General features: G+C 44.2%; 19 protein-coding genes. 15 read left to right on the forward strand and 4 right to left on the reverse strand.

Going from position 1 to position 16691, the window contains the following annotated elements; genetic code table 11:
* On the forward strand, positions 1-492 hold a 492-nt coding region (locus tag AS29_RS11685), incomplete at its 5' end, for a transposase (RefSeq protein ID WP_231889932.1).
* 108 nt (positions 493-600) lie between these two features.
* On the opposite strand, the gene AS29_RS11690 is transcribed toward AS29_RS11685, so the two are convergent.
* The 3 genes from AS29_RS11690 to metA all read right to left on the reverse strand — a co-directional run bounded on the left by AS29_RS11690 (position 601) and on the right by metA (position 3935).
* Positions 601-1593 (reverse strand): metal-dependent hydrolase, encoded by a 993-nt coding sequence (locus AS29_RS11690; RefSeq protein WP_035406162.1) that lies wholly within the window; start codon positions 1591-1593, stop codon positions 601-603.
* Positions 1594-1655: 62 nt separating this feature from the next.
* On the reverse strand, positions 1656-2816 hold the full coding sequence (locus tag AS29_RS11695) for a diglucosyl diacylglycerol synthase (RefSeq protein WP_035406384.1): 1161 nt from the start codon (positions 2814-2816) through the stop codon (positions 1656-1658).
* A 195-nt stretch (positions 2817-3011) separates the two neighbouring features.
* Complete coding sequence (gene metA, locus AS29_RS11700; RefSeq protein WP_035406165.1) at positions 3012-3935, reverse strand: homoserine O-acetyltransferase MetA; 924 nt, start codon at positions 3933-3935, stop codon at positions 3012-3014.
* 174 nt (positions 3936-4109) lie between these two features.
* Here metA and AS29_RS11705 point away from each other — a divergent pair, with 174 nt between their 5' ends.
* The 14 genes from AS29_RS11705 to AS29_RS11765 all read left to right on the forward strand — a co-directional run bounded on the left by AS29_RS11705 (position 4110) and on the right by AS29_RS11765 (position 15943).
* Positions 4110-5795, forward strand: coding sequence for a formate--tetrahydrofolate ligase (locus tag AS29_RS11705; RefSeq protein WP_035406168.1), 1686 nt, complete (start codon positions 4110-4112; stop codon positions 5793-5795).
* Positions 5795-6319, forward strand: coding sequence for a hypothetical protein (locus AS29_RS11710; protein ID WP_051860618.1), 525 nt, complete (start codon positions 5795-5797; stop codon positions 6317-6319). Before AS29_RS11705 ends, AS29_RS11710 begins: the two co-directional genes overlap by 1 nt.
* Entirely contained in the window at positions 6316-6813 is a 498-nt protein-coding gene (locus AS29_RS11715; protein ID WP_035406171.1) for a glutathione peroxidase, read from the forward strand. Before AS29_RS11710 ends, AS29_RS11715 begins: the two co-directional genes overlap by 4 nt.
* Before the next feature lie 54 nt (positions 6814-6867).
* Positions 6868-7476, forward strand: a complete 609-nt coding sequence (locus AS29_RS11720; RefSeq protein ID WP_442854530.1) for an HD domain-containing protein — start codon at positions 6868-6870, stop codon at positions 7474-7476.
* A 74-nt stretch (positions 7477-7550) separates the two neighbouring features.
* Positions 7551-8678: a conserved virulence factor C family protein gene (locus tag AS29_RS11725; RefSeq protein WP_035406393.1), complete on the forward strand. Its 1128-nt coding sequence runs from the start codon at positions 7551-7553 to the stop codon at positions 8676-8678.
* Positions 8679-8834: 156 nt separating this feature from the next.
* On the forward strand, positions 8835-10550 hold the full coding sequence (gene ilvD, locus AS29_RS11730) for a dihydroxy-acid dehydratase (protein ID WP_035406174.1): 1716 nt from the start codon (positions 8835-8837) through the stop codon (positions 10548-10550).
* Between the two features lie 103 nt (positions 10551-10653).
* Positions 10654-11088, forward strand: coding sequence for a BrxA/BrxB family bacilliredoxin (locus AS29_RS11735; RefSeq protein ID WP_035406176.1), 435 nt, complete (start codon positions 10654-10656; stop codon positions 11086-11088).
* Between the two features lie 67 nt (positions 11089-11155).
* Complete coding sequence (locus AS29_RS11740) at positions 11156-11929, forward strand: class I SAM-dependent methyltransferase (protein WP_035406395.1); 774 nt, start codon at positions 11156-11158, stop codon at positions 11927-11929.
* A 28-nt stretch (positions 11930-11957) separates the two neighbouring features.
* The gene (locus AS29_RS21400; RefSeq protein WP_156505940.1) at positions 11958-12086 is read left to right on the forward strand and encodes a YuzL family protein; all 129 of its coding nucleotides are present in this window, start codon (positions 11958-11960) and stop codon (positions 12084-12086) included.
* A gap of 252 nt (positions 12087-12338) precedes the next feature.
* The gene (locus tag AS29_RS11745; RefSeq protein WP_035406179.1) at positions 12339-12893 is read left to right on the forward strand and encodes a YpjP family protein; all 555 of its coding nucleotides are present in this window, start codon (positions 12339-12341) and stop codon (positions 12891-12893) included.
* Between the two features lie 18 nt (positions 12894-12911).
* A complete protein-coding gene (locus AS29_RS11750) occupies positions 12912-13442 on the forward strand; it encodes a phosphatidylglycerophosphatase A family protein (protein WP_035406182.1) in 531 nt (176 codons plus the stop codon).
* An 83-nt stretch (positions 13443-13525) separates the two neighbouring features.
* Positions 13526-14299 (forward strand): TerC family protein, encoded by a 774-nt coding sequence (locus AS29_RS11755; RefSeq protein WP_035406185.1) that lies wholly within the window; start codon positions 13526-13528, stop codon positions 14297-14299.
* A 367-nt stretch (positions 14300-14666) separates the two neighbouring features.
* Positions 14667-15461 carry a thymidylate synthase gene (locus AS29_RS11760; RefSeq protein WP_035406188.1) on the forward strand — a complete coding sequence of 265 codons (795 nt, stop codon included), beginning with the start codon at positions 14667-14669 and terminating at the stop codon, positions 15459-15461.
* Entirely contained in the window at positions 15458-15943 is a 486-nt protein-coding gene (locus tag AS29_RS11765) for a dihydrofolate reductase (RefSeq protein ID WP_035406191.1), read from the forward strand. The genes AS29_RS11760 and AS29_RS11765 overlap by 4 nt, the downstream gene beginning before the upstream one ends.
* Before the next feature lie 98 nt (positions 15944-16041).
* On the opposite strand, the gene trhA is transcribed toward AS29_RS11765, so the two are convergent.
* Entirely contained in the window at positions 16042-16683 is a 642-nt protein-coding gene (gene trhA, locus AS29_RS11770) for a PAQR family membrane homeostasis protein TrhA (protein ID WP_035406194.1), read from the reverse strand.
* Positions 16684-16691: the final 8 nt, after the last annotated feature.

The raw sequence follows: 16691 nt of genomic DNA on the forward strand, positions 1-16691 counted from the left end.
TATAACTCTTATCGTAAAGAGAACAAAAAGAGCTTCAAGAAAAACAAGTTCCACGCAGCAAACTGGGCTTACTCAGAAGAAGATGACACATACACCTGTCCAAATGGGAAACGCTTATCCTTCAAATTTGTATCCCACCGCACCGATCGCACCGGTTTTAAGCGAGAGATCAAAGTATATGAATGCGAAGACTGTTCCGATTGCCCTCTACGAGCTCAATGTACAAAAGCGAAGGATGGGAATAACCGCAAGGTTTATTATAATGAGAAGTGGGAGCAACAGAAAAATCAGATCAAGCAGCAGCTTTCGGAAGAAAAAACGGGTTCCATCTACGCTCAACGAAAAATCGACGTAGAACCAGTTTTTGGATATCTGAAGGCTAATTTGCGTTTCAACCGAATGTCCGTCAGGGGCAAAGACAGGGTTGAAAACGAACTAGGCTTTGCCTTCATGGCGGTGAACTTGAAAAAGTACACCGCCATGAACACATAAAAGTCCAAAGAAAAGCAGATTTCAACATAAAATAGGGTCCCGATCAAAAAAACCATCTGATCGGAACCCTTTACTTATTATTTCTGGTTAGTTTTGTCCCAGCCCCTTTTAATGTGAAACAGATTCATTTAAGGACCCCCGCTTATCAAGGGTTTGGACATGATGCAGCCAGCCGGTTGCAGATTCTGAGATGTTTCCTTCACGGTCCAATTTAACGATAGCCATGTACGGATAATGATTTTTTGTTCTATATCGTACGTCAAACCATCTGACTTCATATCCGTCCGATCTTCTCCAGAACAACGGATGAGCCATTTCTGCGTTCACTAGAAAGTGCTGTACATTCCGATCCTTTAAAGATTCTTGTATAGCAGGGGAAGTGAGGTCATCTTTTTCAAATCGATGGATCCACTCAATTTTTCCGTTTCGATATTCTCCTGTTATAAAAGCGGCTGGTGATTCAGCACATACATTCCAAATTCCCCATCTGATGGTCGGAATGGCTTTTACCTTTGTATATTCAGGAGCAAGATCGGTGGCAGCTTTTCTCTTTACCGACTTTGAAGCAAAGGCGCGCTGCACCATATATCCAATCATTAGTAAATAAATGATGGCAAAAACGGTTCCGGGATGAAAGCCTGCACCCCATAATCCAAAGCCGATTACATGAAGAAGCATAATAAATGGATCAAAAATGTAAATGGCATCAAAGGTAATCCACTTTTTCAAGAACGGCCTGCCAGCCTGTGTTCCATAAGAATTAAATAAATCCACAAAAACATGAATGACGACGGCAGCAAGTGTCCAGCCAAAAAGGCGGAATGCTGAGATTTCAGGGAAAAAAGGCCATATGCAGGCAGTAAGAAGGATTCCCCATAAAAATAAGGCAGGTACAGAATGGGAAGCTCCGCGATGATGCCGCAGATACATGCCTTGTCCTTTGGCAAGCTTAACTGCGTAATCAAAATCAGGGGCATTCGAACCCAGCAATGTTCCTGCTAAGACGGCTTGTGCAAGGGCGGGATCGCCAGCCACTGCCGGATCAAGTGATGCGAGGCCGGCAAGTCCGAATCCCATTGCAATATGTGTGCTCGTATCCATGGTTTCCCTCCGTGATGCAAGTATTTTCCCCCGCATCCAGAAGCCAATGAAGAAGGGCGAAGTTAATAATTTACTGAACCCTTCATCTTTTTCTCATTCTCTTTCGTAATCACGACGGCTTCTTCCATGATGTCATGCAGGATTGTATCAGCAGAACTTGCATGATGAAGTTTCTTCATGTTCCTGCGCATACTGGAGAGAAGGTGCTCGTTATTCATAAGATAATCGACGCTGTCCTGTATTTCTTCATACTTGTTCACCACGACGGCAGCACCGCTGTTTTCAAAGAAAATTGAATTCTCTTTCTCCTGTCCCGGCACTGGCTTATAAAGAATGACAGGAAGACCTATAGCAGCTGCCTCGCTTAGAGTGATACCCCCGGGTTTCGTGATCATACAGGAAGAGATGCGGAACAGCTCATCCACCCTCTCAACATAGCCAAGGGCCTTAATCTGATTCGGGTAGGCGTTGGCTAGAGGTGTGAGGCTGTCTTTCAGCACCTGGTTTTTCCCGCAAACAACGATGGTTTGCAGCTGATCATGCTGGAGAAAGGACTGGCACAGTTCCCTGACGTTTTTCAGAACGCCATGGGCTCCTGCCATAATAAGCAAGGTCTTTTTATTAGGATCAAGTCCGTATTTCGCAATCAGCTGATCATGATTCAGTTCTTCTTCAAACTGAGAGCGGATTGGGATGCCTGTAACTTTAACAGCAGAAGGCTGAATCCCCAAGCGGACAATTTTTTCCTTTACATGGTGGTTAGCTACGTAATATTTATCAATATTTTCGTGCACCCAGATTTTGTGGAGGCAGAAATCGGTTATGACGTTAAATGTCGGAATGACGGTGCCGGTTCTCCTCCGGTACTCAGGTACGACAATCATCGGAAAGGTATTGATAATGATATCAGGGTCTTCCTTCAAAATAATTTCATGAAGTCTTTTATGGCCCATTTTGTAATACAGATTCATCATTCGTTTATTATACATTTTATCTACGCCATAGTAGAACAAACGATAAAACTGCTTTCCGATTGAGAAGCTTTTTAAATACAGATACTGGGTTATTTCCGAAAAAACAGGATGTGATTCATTATAAAGATCACAAACAATCACATCTTCAATCCCCAAATTTCTGCAATGATTCACCAATGTGTTTGCCACCTGAACATGCCCATTCCCATACTTGGCCGTCAGAATCAAAACCTTTTGTTTGGATCTCAACGTATTCACCTCAATCAAAATAAAAAAACTCTCATTCTATTTTTAGCTTTATTCCTATTCAATTTACTATATAGAGTAACATAATCCTATCTTGCTTTTATAAAATTAATGTTAAATCTTTGTTATTTTCAGCTATTCTAGTATTCATTTTAACAAATACAGGAATTTCGTGGAACATCTTTTTAATATTTCCCTTTAATTCCCATCTCTATCTTTCCAGATATACGGGGTTTCCTGGTAGACATAATAGTTCAGCCAGTTGGAGAAAAGAAGACTTGCATGCGATTTCCATCTGAATAATGGGCCATTCTCAGGCTTGCCGCCTTTATAGTAATGGAGCGGCTGGCTAATCGGTATTCCGCGTTCAAGGTCTCTTTTATATTCTTCATCAAGCGTATGAGCATCATACTCCGGATGTCCGGTTAAAAACACCCGCTTACCGTCTTTGGACATCAGCAGGCATACGCCGGCTTCTTCGGATTCAGAAAGAATGAGAAGGTCTTTATGGGAGACAGCCTGGTCTTTTGATATATCTGTATGCCTGGAATGGGGAACATAGAATTCCTCATCAAACCCGCGTACGAGTTTTTCTGATGGAGCACTAACTGTATGGGGGAAAATTCCGAAGCATTTATTCTCTAATTGAATTTTTTCTACACCATAATGATAGTAAAGTCCCGCTTGGGCTCCCCAGCATATATGAAGAGTTGAGGTTACATGCTCTGAGCTCCATTTGAAAATCTGCCGCAATTCATCCCAGTAGGATACGTCCTCAAATGGAAGCTGTTCTACAGGAGCCCCAGTCACAATCAGTCCGTCAAAGCTCCGGTGCTTAATATGTTCAAACGTTGTATAAAATTCTTCCAGGTGCTGAGGCTGAACATTTTTGGATTTATGAGTTTTCATATGCAAAAACGTGATGTTCACTTGCAGCGGAGTGTTTCCGAGCAATCTTAGAAGCTGCGTTTCAGTCTTTTCCTTCTGCGGCATGAGATTCAAAATCAAAATATCAAGCGGACGGATATCCTGAGCTGCAGCCCGCATTTCATCCATTACGAAAATATTTTCTTCCTCAAGTATCGCTTTAGCCGGAAGATTTGAGGGGATATTAATGGGCAAGGAAAACACTCCAATCTAAAAGGATGGTGGCCGGGCAAACGATCCGGCATTTTTCTCTCATTATAAAACACTTCAGCCATTTTGGGCTTATGGTTTATGGTACAATGTCAGATGTTTAGCTTATAGAGTATGAAATAGTTGATGATTCGAGAATTTTGGAATGGAGATGGTTTTTTGGCTGCTGAAACGAATGGTAAATCTGATATTGAGATCGCTTCGAAATCCAGCATGAAACCGATTGCTGATGTAGCGTCATCGATCGGCATACTAGAAAATGAGATTGAATTATACGGTACATATAAAGCAAAGCTGTCCGATGCCCTTTTAAAAAGACTCAGTACAGCACAGGATGGAAAATTGATCCTTGTTACATCCATTAATCCTACACCTGCCGGAGAAGGCAAGTCAACAGTGACAGTAGGCTTAGGTCAGGCGCTGAACAGGATCGGCAAAAAGACCGTGATCGCTATGAGGGAGCCGTCACTTGGACCTGTCATGGGACTAAAAGGAGGAGCAGCGGGAGGCGGTTACTCCCAGGTGCTACCTATGGATGATATAAACCTTCATTTTACTGGCGATCTGCATGCCATTACAGCTGCAAATAATGCTCTTTCTGCTCTTATCGACAATCATATCCATCAGGGAAATGAGCTGGAGCTTGATCCTGGCAAGATTGTCTGGAAAAGAGCACTGGATATCAATGACCGGGCTCTTCGCAATGTTGTCACAGGACTTGGCGGAGCATCGAACGGTTTGGCAAGGGAAGATCAGTTCGATATTACAGCTGCTTCTGAAATCATGGCTGTTTTGTGTATGGCAGAAAATATTCAGGATTTGAAACAGCGGCTTTCCAGCATTGTGGCTGGATACACAAAAGATAAACATCCGGTTACGGTTGGAGATCTTGGTGTTGAAGGAGCGCTAACGCTTTTACTGAAGGATGCGGTCAAACCAAACTTAGTTCAAACAATGGAACATACCCCGGCTTTAATACACGGAGGGCCATTTGCTAATATAGCCCACGGCTGCAACAGCCTGATTGCCACAAAAGCAGCGCTTAAATTGGGAGAATATACAGTAACAGAAGCGGGATTCGGTGCAGATTTAGGTGCAGAAAAATTCCTGAATATTAAAGCGCGTGCCGGAGGACTGAAACCGGCTGCTGTTGTAATCGTTGCAACCATCCGGGCACTGAAAATGCACGGGGGAATTGCGAAAAATGACCTGCGTGATTCCAATCCGGAGGCTATGATAAAGGGCTGTGAAAATCTGCAAAAGCATATTGAAACCATTCAGGCATTCGGTTTGCCATATGCGGTAGCCGTTAACCGATTCACAGCGGATTCAGATGAGGAAATCCAGGCCTTGAAAAAATGGTGCGAGGATCTTGGCCATCCATGTGCGTTAACCGAGGTATGGGAAAAAGGAGGAGAAGGAGGAGTGGAGCTCGCGGAAATCGTCACTCGTCTTGCTCAAAGCACCTCCGCTTTCTCCCCGCTTTATTCATCTGATGCTCCATTTAAAGCAAAGGCAAAAGCGATTGCGGAGAAGGTGTATGGCGCAGACGATGTCCTGCTCACTTCCAAAGCAGAGAAACAGCTGGCAGATATCGAAGCAAACGGCTGGGGGGATTTGCCAGTTTGTATGGCGAAAACACAGTATTCTCTGTCAGATGATCCAAAAAAGCTGGGCCGGCCAGACGGTTTTTCGATTACGATAAGGGAAATAAAACCATCAGCAGGTGCTGGCTTTCTTGTCGCGCTCACGGGAGACATCATGACGATGCCGGGCTTGCCGAAAAAACCGGCTGCTTTACACATGGACGTAGATGAAAATGGCTGCGCGAAGGGATTATTTTAATGTTTGATCCAACTGTTTTTGATAATTTAAAGGTTGTGCTTGAGGGAGCTGTTTATGACCTTGATCTTGAGGGTTATATTGAAGTCAATTCGAGAAATGATCTAGTCAACCTGGCTGATATGTCAAGATGCTGGAATATTGGGTTTCAGGAAACCGGACTGCAGGAGGGAGCTGCTGCAGAAATAGAACTGTCGATAGTGGCCGATCAGCTTCAGGCAGAATGGAAAAAAACAACTTCTTATGCGGGGTGCCGGCTTCGAATTCATTATACGCTTCCGGCGGCTGCCGATGAGAACGGCATGGCAGTGCTTACGGCAATCAGGGAAATATGGGGTGCAGATGCTATTGTTGAATCAGAAGTATCTTTTGATCCGTTTGCCAGTCAAAAAATGCACAGACAAACGTTTACGCTCTCCTTCAGCACGATGATTACAGAAGAGCATGCAGGAGATCTTGAGAGACTTGCAGAATCTGTATTTCAGACTCTGAAAAGAATAAATGATGAAAAAGGAGCCGGGATATGAGCATTTATGAATTTAAGGCTGAAACGATTAAAGGGAATGAGCAATCACTTTCCGACTATGAAGGCAAGGTGCTTTTGATTGTGAACACTGCAAGTAAGTGCGGATTTACTCCGCAATTAAAAGGTCTTCAGGAACTGTATGAAAAATATTCCACTGACGGACTTGAGATTCTCGGGTTTCCCTGCAATCAATTCATGAACCAGGAGCCGGGAAATGAAGAGGAGATTGAAGCGTTTTGTGAACGAAACTATGGGGTGAATTTCCCGATGTTTGCAAAAATCAATGTCAACGGGAAGGATGCTCACCCCCTATTCAGCTATTTAACAAATGAGCTGCCGGGCATGCTCGGTTCTGAGGGAGTGAAATGGAACTTTACGAAGTTCTTGGTTGACCGGAACGGCATGCCGGTAAAGAGATTTTCTCCGAACACGAACCCTCAGGATATAGAAGAGCCGATTAAGCAGCTGCTTTCTGAGCAGCCGGCTTCCATATAAGGATAAAGCGGCTGATCCCTCCAGATCAGCCGCTTCTATTAAGGATGTGAAGGGTTGGATAAACGAGCGATTGTAATGGATGCTGAGCGATTTGTGAAGAAACATCTTGATAAGGAAGGATCCGGTCACGACTGGCTGCACATTGAAAGGGTAAGGAAGCTTGCATTAAAGCTTGCGGAAGAAACAGAAGCAGATGCATTCATTGTGGAACTCGCAGCCTTGTTTCATGATCTTTCGGACCGCAAATTAGCTGATGACAAAAGAATGAGCAGACTGGAAGTCGAAGATATGCTCATTGCATTATCGGTTTCAGAAAATGATCGGTCTCAAATCATGCATATCATAGATACCATTTCATTTAAAGGAACAGGCAGGACCGTCCCTGAAACGATTGAGGGGAAAATTGTCCAGGATGCCGATCGGCTGGACGCGATGGGAGCGATTGGTATAGCGAGGACTTTTGTTTATGCAGGAAGCAGGGGCACACCGATTTACGACCCGGGGGAACAGACTAAAGGAGATTCTGCCATTCAGCACTTCTATGATAAACTTCTGAAGCTAAAAGGGCTGATGAATACAGAAGCAGGCAAAATGAAGGCGGAAGAGAGACACAGATTTATGGAGTTATATCTCGACACTTTTTATAAGGAATGCGAGAGGTAGGCTTTGATCGTGAACACACCTGTTCCGCTATGTTAGAATAAAGAAAAATGTGCGATGCAGGAGGGTTAGCTGTGCTGAATATTAAAACTATTGAACCAACACCGAGTCCCAACACAATGAAGATTATCTTAACGGAGGAGCTTCCGAAAGGGACAAGCAATAATTATAAAAAGGATCAAGCTGAACATGCTCCACAAGTTATCCAGGATATTCTGAAAGTAGATGGGGTTAAAGGAGTCTATCATGTAGCCGACTTTTTGGCGGTTGAACGCAACTCCAAATATGATTGGAAAGACATTTTATCAAGCGTCCGGGAGTGCTTCGGAGAAACTCCATCAGATGGTGCCGGCCGCGGGCTCATGGAAGAAGCTTTCGGAGAAATCAAAGCATCTGTGCAAATGTTTAATGGAATCCCGATGCAGGTAAAGCTGACAGATGGTTTGGAAGAGAAGCGGTTTGCGCTGCCTCAAAGGTTTCAGGATGTCATTTTTAATGTCCAGCAGCATGCATCGAACGTCGTGCTCGACCGTGAGTGGAAGGATCACGGTGTCCGGTATGGAGATATGGATGACATCGGAAAGGATATCGTTGATGAACTGTCTGCCTCCTATCACGATGATCGACTGAAAAGAATGGCTCAGCAGCTGATCAATAAAGAGGAAGGGGTTCAGCAAGTCAGCCGATCTTCCTATAAAGTGACAGCTGAAATGATGGATGAGCCGGAATGGACAGACAGGTATGCCCACCTGGAACAAATGAATCCTTCATCAGAAGATTTGGAAGTGCTGGAAAAAGCACTACATGATGAAAAGGCATCAATCAGAAGGCTTGCTGTCGTGTATCTTGGAATGATTGAAGATCCTGCTGTTCTGCCGCTTCTCTGTAAAGCGCTTGAGGATAAATCTGTTACGGTCAGAAGGACGGCGGGGGACTGTTTATCGGATATTGGAGACCCGAAAGCCATTCCGGCAATGGTAATTTCACTTGGAGATAAAAATAAGCTAGTCCGCTGGCGTGCAGCTATGTTTTTATATGAAGTCGGTGACGAGCAGGCTCTCCAAGCTTTAAAAGAGGCACAGGATGATCCTGAGTTCGAGGTCAGTATGCAAATCAAGCTTGCAATCGGAAGAATTGAAGGCGGAGAAGAAGCGATGGGTTCCGTCTGGAAACAGATGACTGAGAGCAGGAAAGCAAGTGAATAATTCAAATATTGACAAGGCGCACCTTTATACAAAGGGTGTGCTTTTTTTCATCTCAGTAAAATAACAATTAATTTAAAATTTTAAGAATATTATTGCAATATGACTTGCAAAGTTCTATAGTAATACACAATCAATTATTGCAGGAGGGAAGCTGAAATGAGCAAAGTTAGCAAAGATCTAAGAATTAAAAGCAGACAGCTGAGTGAGGACCCAAAAAGAGCACCAAACCGCGCCATGCTTCGTGCAGTCGGTTTCCAGGATGAAGATTTTAAAAAACCGATGGTCGGTGTAGCAAGTACGTGGAGTGAAGTGACACCTTGCAATATACATATTGATAAACTCGCGATCCGGGCAAAAGAAGGAATTAAAGAGGCAGGCGGAGCAGGTCTCATCTTTAACACCATCACTGTATCTGATGGAATTTCTATGGGTACCGGCGGAATGCGCTACTCCCTTCCTAGCAGGGATGTCATCGCTGATTCGATTGAAACGGTAGTGGGCGCAGAAAACCTCGATGCCTATGTTGCAATTGGCGGGTGTGATAAAAACATGCCGGGCTGCCTCATTGCGATGGCAAGATCTGAAGTTCCATCTGTATTTGTATACGGAGGCACAATTAAACCAGGTAAGCTTGACGGGAAAGATATCGACATCGTATCTGCGTTTGAAGGAGTCGGCCAGTACAACAAAGGCGATATTGACAGGGAAGAGCTTCATAAAATTGAGTGCAGCGCATGTCCGGGTGCTGGATCCTGCGGCGGAATGTATACCGCGAATACAATGGCTTCCGCAATCGAAGCGCTTGGAATGAGCCTTCCTGGAAGCTCTTCAAACCCGGCGGTGTCTGATTTGAAGCTTAGCGACTGCTATGAAGCGGGAGAAGCTGTCCTCCGTTTGCTGGAAGCGGACATTTATCCGAAAGACATCATGACGAAGGAAGCCTTTGAAAATGCGATCACCCTCGTAATGGCTCTAGGCGGATCCACTAATGCCGTCCTTCATTTATTAGCGATTGCCAACGCCGCTGATGTGGATTTGAGTTTGGACGATTTTGAACGTATTCAGAAAAAAGTTCCTCATATTGCAGATTTGAAGCCAAGCGGCAAATATGTCATGCAGGATCTTCATGAAGCGGGAGGCGTACCTGGAGTCATGAAGCTGCTTCTTGAAAATGGATACCTGCACGGTGACTGTTTGACCGTAACAGGGAAGACCATTGCCGAAAACCTGAAAGAGATGGATGATCTTTATGAAAATCAAAAGGTTATTGTTCCTCTTGAAAAGCCGCTGCGCGCAGACGGCCCACTTGTCGTTATGAAAGGGAACCTGGCTCCGGATGGAGCGGTAGCGAAGGTTTCCGGCCTTAAAGTTACAAGCCTTACTGGACCTGCAAAAGTATTTGACAGTGAGCAAGAGGCAACAGACGCTGTACTTGAAGGCAGGGTGGTTCCCGGAGATGTCATTGTCATTCGCTATGAAGGTCCAAAAGGAGGACCTGGTATGCCGGAAATGCTTTCTTTATCGGCGATTCTAGTAGGAAAAGGGCTGGGAGAATCGGTGGCCCTGCTTACAGACGGACGATTCTCCGGTGGAACTCATGGTCTTGTCGTGGGCCACATTGCCCCGGAAGCCCAGACTGGAGGCCCGATTGCTCTCTTGAAAACAGGAGATCTTGTAACGGTTGACAGCGGGAAAAGAGAGCTGACCATGCATGTTTCGGAGGAAGAGCTTCAAGAAAGGAAATCAAGCTGGTCCGCACCTGTTCAAACGTTAAGAGGAGTCCTTGGGAAATACGCAAGAACGGTTTCCTGTTCCTCTAAAGGAGCTGTAACCGATCTGTTCGAACCATTAAAGGAACATGTCAAGCTCTAAACGTTTGCCACCGTCATTTTTCTATAGTATTCTTGAACTCAGACAGGGAATGAAGGCCATTTTTACCGGCCTCCCTAAGCGACAGTTCAGGAGGGTATAAAACATGTCTATGGCATATGAAGAATACATGCGTCAAATGGTTAAACCGATGAGAGCTGAATTAACAAGAGCCGGATTTCAAGAGCTTCTTACTGAAGAAGAGGTTGAAAAATACATGGAATCGGCTGAGGGAACAACGCTTGTTGTTGTGAACTCCGTCTGCGGATGTGCGGCTGGACTGGCAAGACCGGCCGCAACTCAGTCAGCATTAAATGCTGACAAAAAACCGGATCATCTTGTTACGGTTTTTGCAGGACAGGATAAGGATGCAACGGCTAAAATGAGAGAGTACTTTGAAGGAATTGAGCCTTCTTCTCCTTCTATGGCTCTTTTAAAAGGGAAAGAAGTGGTTCATTTTATCCCGAGACATGAAATTGAAGGTGCTGCAATCGAAGAAATCATGGCCAATTTAGAGCAGTCTTTTGAAAAACACTGCTGAATAAGGTTGAATGGGATGGCTGATGGATGCAGCCATCCCGATTTTTATATTAAAAGAGGTTGAAAACGTGATTATTACGACAGTTATGAAAAATTTTAAAGAAGCAGAAATCATGGCAAGAGAACTGGCCATTTCATTGAACAGTCAATATGTCCCAAGAAACAAGAAGTCAATCTCCTCCCTTCTGGAAAAAGAGAAAGCGGTACTGGTGGTAGGCACGGAGAGAATGGAGCTTTACAGTACACCAGGCGAAAAGCCGTTCTTTTTCCATCCGAATTCCGCTATGTTCCGGGTTAAAAGACTGCTTGGCGGAGAGTGTGATCCATTTGTTGAGGCAGCCGGGATCCGGGAAGGAAATACCATACTTGATTGCACGCTGGGATTGGCATCTGACAGCATCGTTGCCGCCTATGCTGCCGGAGAAAAAGGAAAGGTATGCGGGATAGAGGGGAATAAAGAGATGGCGCTGATTGTAGGCGAGGGGCTGAAGAAGTGGGAAGCCGGCAATGAGGACATCTCAAAAGCGATGAAAAGAGTGGAGGTGGTTCACGCCGATCACCTCGAATTCCTTCGAACGTGCGCAGACCGCTCCTTTGACATTGTTTATTTTGATCCCATGTTCGAAGAGGCGCTATCCTCCGAAGGAATGGTGCCTTTAAAGCAAATTGCCATCCATGATGATTTAAGCGAAGACGTAATCGCTGAAGCAAAACGGGTAGCGAAGGAACGGGTCGTTTTAAAAGATCACTGGACGAGCACCAGGTTTGAAAAATGGGGCTTCAGCCAGATTAAACGCCGTTCAGCTTCCTTTCACTTCGGAGTTTTAGAAAGAGAGGATTAGGCGAAACTAAGACTCGGAGGTGAAGGGAATGTCACGCAAAAAAGCGAATCCGTCTAAATCACAGCTTGGTTCACCCGAGACGGAAGGCCAGGGCACGACCAATCAGGAAACAGGAAAACAAAAAAGCTCCGCAGCATCAAAAGCAAAGAAAATGTAAACAGCTTATGCACAGAGAAAGCCCGGATCAACTCCGGGCTTTTAATCTGTTATTTCCATAAAAATCATGTAAATGAGGGTAATGAAACTTGCAGCGATCAGCAGAGCTTCGTACATAACAAGCCTCCCGTATCTTAATACATTTATTGTAAAGGAATTGCGCTGGTAATAAAAGCGTTTTCTTTAACTTAATAAGGAGAATTGTCTAGGGCTATGATAGAATAATAGAGAATACATTTAGGAGAGGAAAACCATGAATAAATGGCTTAAAAAATCGCTCGTAGCCTTGTTCTCAATTGTCACACTGGGAATGGTTTCGCCTCCCGCTGTGCTGCTCGCAGAAGAGAATTCTCAAGACTTTTCTAAAACCATCATTCCCGAGCAATCAGATTCCCACAAATCGCAAATTATTGAACCGGATATCCAATATTTTAAACAAATGGCCAAAGAACAAACGTATCAAAAATTCGGGGACAGAATTGGCCCGGTAATTGAATCGGAATTTGACACGATGATCCTGCCGAAAATCGAAGAAGTAATGGTAAGAGAGCTGACATTAAAAGAATCCTCAAATCTTGTAATCAGTGAGAAACCCGGTTCAGGGAGAAGCGAAAAAATCTTTCATATTTACGACCGGAATTCCGGTAAGGATGTAATTCGTTTCCACGTCCGGGTAGATCATCCTCCAGGGGATGGCTACTGGTTCAATTTTCATTACCATTTAAGCAGAGATTCATTTGAACAGCATCATGAACTGGGCAGCATTTATTGGGATCGGAATACACCACCCGCTTGGATGACTCATTAAAAAGGGGCGATCAGTCTAATGGCAAAATACACGATGAAAGAAATGACCGCAATTACAATCGATATGCTGAAAGACAGGGGAGTAACGATAGCTGATATAGCTGATATCGTTTTCCGTCTTCAGCAGCGCTATATCCCGGCTCTTACCCATGAAGACTGCGTATATAATGTAGAGCGGGTGCTTAGCAAAAGGGAAATCGTGCACGCCGTTTTAACCGGACTTGCTTTGGATGAACTGGCCGAAAAGAAATTACTGCCGCAGCCATTGCAGCATCTCGTAGAAACGGACGAGCCATTATATGGAATTGACGAAATCATCCCCCTTTCAATTGTAAATGTATATGGTTCCATCGGACTGACCAACTTTGGATTTCTTGATAAAGAGAAGTTCGGGATTATTAAAGAGCTAGATGAGCATAAAGAAGACCGGGTTAATACATTCCTCGATGATATTGTGGCCGCATTGGCTGCAGCGGCCGCGAGCAGAATGGCCCATCGAAGCCGTGATAAAGAAGAGGAAGACCAGTCAGAGCAAATGATTGGAAGCTAAACTGGTTTTTACTTAACAAGAGATTATAAATCTTGTATACTAGTTAAAGTATTGCTCGAATCCTAGGAGGTTTTGTCGTCACAATGAATGAGATATTGAATGCTTTTGTAGACACGTATGCCCAGTTTTTTAACTGGCAGATGTGGGGCGAAGTACTGACAAGCCCTACAAGCTGGGGATTAATTCTTACCCTGGTCATTTTAGAAGGGCTGTTATCTGCTGACAATGCGCTTGTTCTTGCAGTTATGGTCCGCCCGCTTCCTGAGGAGCAAAGAAAGAAAGCACTTTTTTACGGTTTGATCGGAGCTTACATTTTCCGTTTCATAGCGATCGGAGTCGGAGTATTCTTAATCCAGATAACATGGGTCAAGCTGCTTGGTGCAGCGTATCTCGCTTGGCTTGCTATTAAATATTTCATTGATAAACGCAATGGGTCTGAAGGTGATGATGCCGAGGATGCAGCGAAGCTTACAAAAGGCAGCATTTTTACCCGTCTTTTTGGACAGTTCTGGGGAACGGTCGCAGCAGTTGAACTTATGGATATCGCTTTCTCCGTGGACAGTGTTCTTGCAGCATTTGGTGTAAGTGATCAAGTATGGGTTCTTCTTCTCGGAGGTATGCTTGGAGTACTCATGATGCGTGGTATCGCAGGAGTATTTGTTAAACTGATTGAGAGAATTCCTGAACTTGAAACAACAGCATATGTGCTAATTTTGCTTATAGCAGTGAAAATGGCTATAAGTGAAGCCGGAGTACACATGCCGCACTGGGTATTTTTTGTCTTAATCATCGTAATGTTCATTGGAACGTTCATTATTCATAAATTGAAACACAACCGTCAGGAAAAAACAAATTAAAGAAAAGCGCCGGAAGTGATCATTCCGGCGCTTTTTTAATGGGATAAATATGGTGAGTTTTAACACCACTGGATTAAAGCGAGCGCCTGCAGTGGAAATCAGCAGCCAAGTTTAACAGACCTAATGGAAAAAATATAGAAAGAGAATAATCAAACCACCACTGACCAGCCCATCGGCTACCAGAAAACGAGAGCTTCCCATGTACTCAATGACTTTATCGACTTCTTCCTTTGCAGGTCTTTTTCGCATGATGTCACATCCTTAGCCGTTTGATGAATACTATTCATCCTGCACGAATTTGACCCCTTCCATACTTCATAATATGTTAAAATGAAGAATCGAATGTTAAGAAAAAGGAAGTGACACAATGAAACAGTATTTAGATCTTTGCCGGCATGTGCTGGAAAACGGAAAAGCAAAAGGCGACAGGACGGGGACGGGAACGATCAGTACGTTCGGCTATCAGATGAGGTTCGATCTTAGCGAAGGCTTCCCAATGGTTACAACGAAAAAGCTGCATTTGAAATCAATCATTCACGAACTGCTGTGGTTCTTAAAAGGCGACACAAATGTTGCCTACCTTCAGGAAAATGGTGTGAGGATATGGAATGAGTGGGCAGATGAAAATGGGGAACTGGGTCCTGTGTATGGAGCGCAGTGGCGTTCATGGGCAGGTGCTGGCGGCGAAACGATTGATCAGATTGCGAACGTCGTTCATGATTTGAAGCATAATCCCGATTCAAGACGGTTAATCGTCAGCGCCTGGAATCCGTCTGATATCCCGAATATGGCATTGCCGCCATGCCATTGCCTGTTTCAATTTTACGTTGCGGAGGGGAAGCTTTCATGCCAGCTTTATCAGCGTTCGGCAGATGTTTTCCTCGGTGTTCCTTTTAATATCGCTTCCTACGCACTTCTCACAATGATGATGGCCCATACATCGGGTCTCGAGTACGGAGAATTCATCCATAGCTTTGGAGATGTTCATATTTATCAAAATCACCTGGACCAGGTAAATCTTCAGCTTGGACGAGATCCTAAACCTCTTCCGCATATGAAGCTAAATCCTGACGTGACATCCATTTTTGATTTTACATACGAGGACTTCACACTGGAAAATTATGAAGCCCATCCTCATATTAAAGGAGCTGTCAGCGTTTGATTTCATTTGTTTTTGCTATGGATGAACAGCGTGCAATCGGCAAGGATAATGATCTTCCATGGAAACTGCCGGCTGATCTGGCTCATTTCAAGAAAATAACATTCGGATCTGCTGTTGTTATGGGCAGAAAGACGTTTGAATCGATGGGAAGCAAGCCTCTTCCCGGCAGAAGAAATATTGTCGTTTCTTCAAATCCTGAATTCTTTGCCGATGGATGCGAAATTCTTCAATCTGTAAAAGAAATCCCTCTTCTTGAAGAAGAGGGGGAAGAGCTGTTTGTCATTGGAGGAGCCAGAATATTTGAAGAAATGCTTCCGCACTGTACGAAGATGTATGTGACCATTATTCATCATACGTTTGATGGAGATACATTCTTTCCCGAATTTGACGAGAGTGAATGGCGCACGACTTCAAAAGAACAGGGAATTAAGGATGAAAAAAATCCGTATAATTACGAATTTTTAACCTTGGAGAAAAACTAAGAAAATCCCGCATCGATGACTTGGATGCGGGATTTTTGTGTGCGGGGTATGACAAGTAAGGAAGGTGCGAAATCATTCCTGTTACTTGTTTTTAGCCATTAAATAAACGGCACATCCACAACATAATACAAAACACAGAAAAACATCGAAGCACTGCCGCCGAGTACAAAAAGATGCCAGATGGCGTGGTGATAGGGTATTTTCCTCCATACATAAAAAATGGAGCCGACAGTATAGAGAATTCCTCCAAGTAGAAGAAGCATGAATCCTTCCACCGACAGGTACTCATAGAGCGGTTTTGCTGCAATAATCACGAGCCAGCCCATAAGAATGTAAAATAGTGTGGACAACACAACAAACCGGTCTACAAAAAAGATTTTAAACACTACGCCGGCAATCGCAAGGCTCCAGATGATGATAAGCAGGGACCAACCAAAGGTTCCCCTGAGAGGGCCAAGAAGGAGCGGGGTGTAAGTTCCGGCAATCAGAATATAGATGGCGGAGTGATCTAATATGGCGAAAATGTGCTTCGCTTTTTTATGCTGGATGGCATGAAGCAGTGTCGAGAATAAATAAAGCAGAATCATCGATGCTCCGAAGATTGAAAAGCTGACCACACTGATTGTATCCCCGTACCATACAGCAAACAAAATCAAGTACACCAAAGCGGGAATGCTGAGCAGCACACCGATGCCGTGGGTAATCGCGTTGGCAATCTCTTCCTTTATTGTGAATTCCATTCGTTCCA

This window comes from Bacillus sp. SJS, from assembly GCF_000732485.2.
Classification (GTDB): Bacteria; Bacillota; Bacilli; order Bacillales; family Bacillaceae; genus Metabacillus_B; species Metabacillus_B sediminis.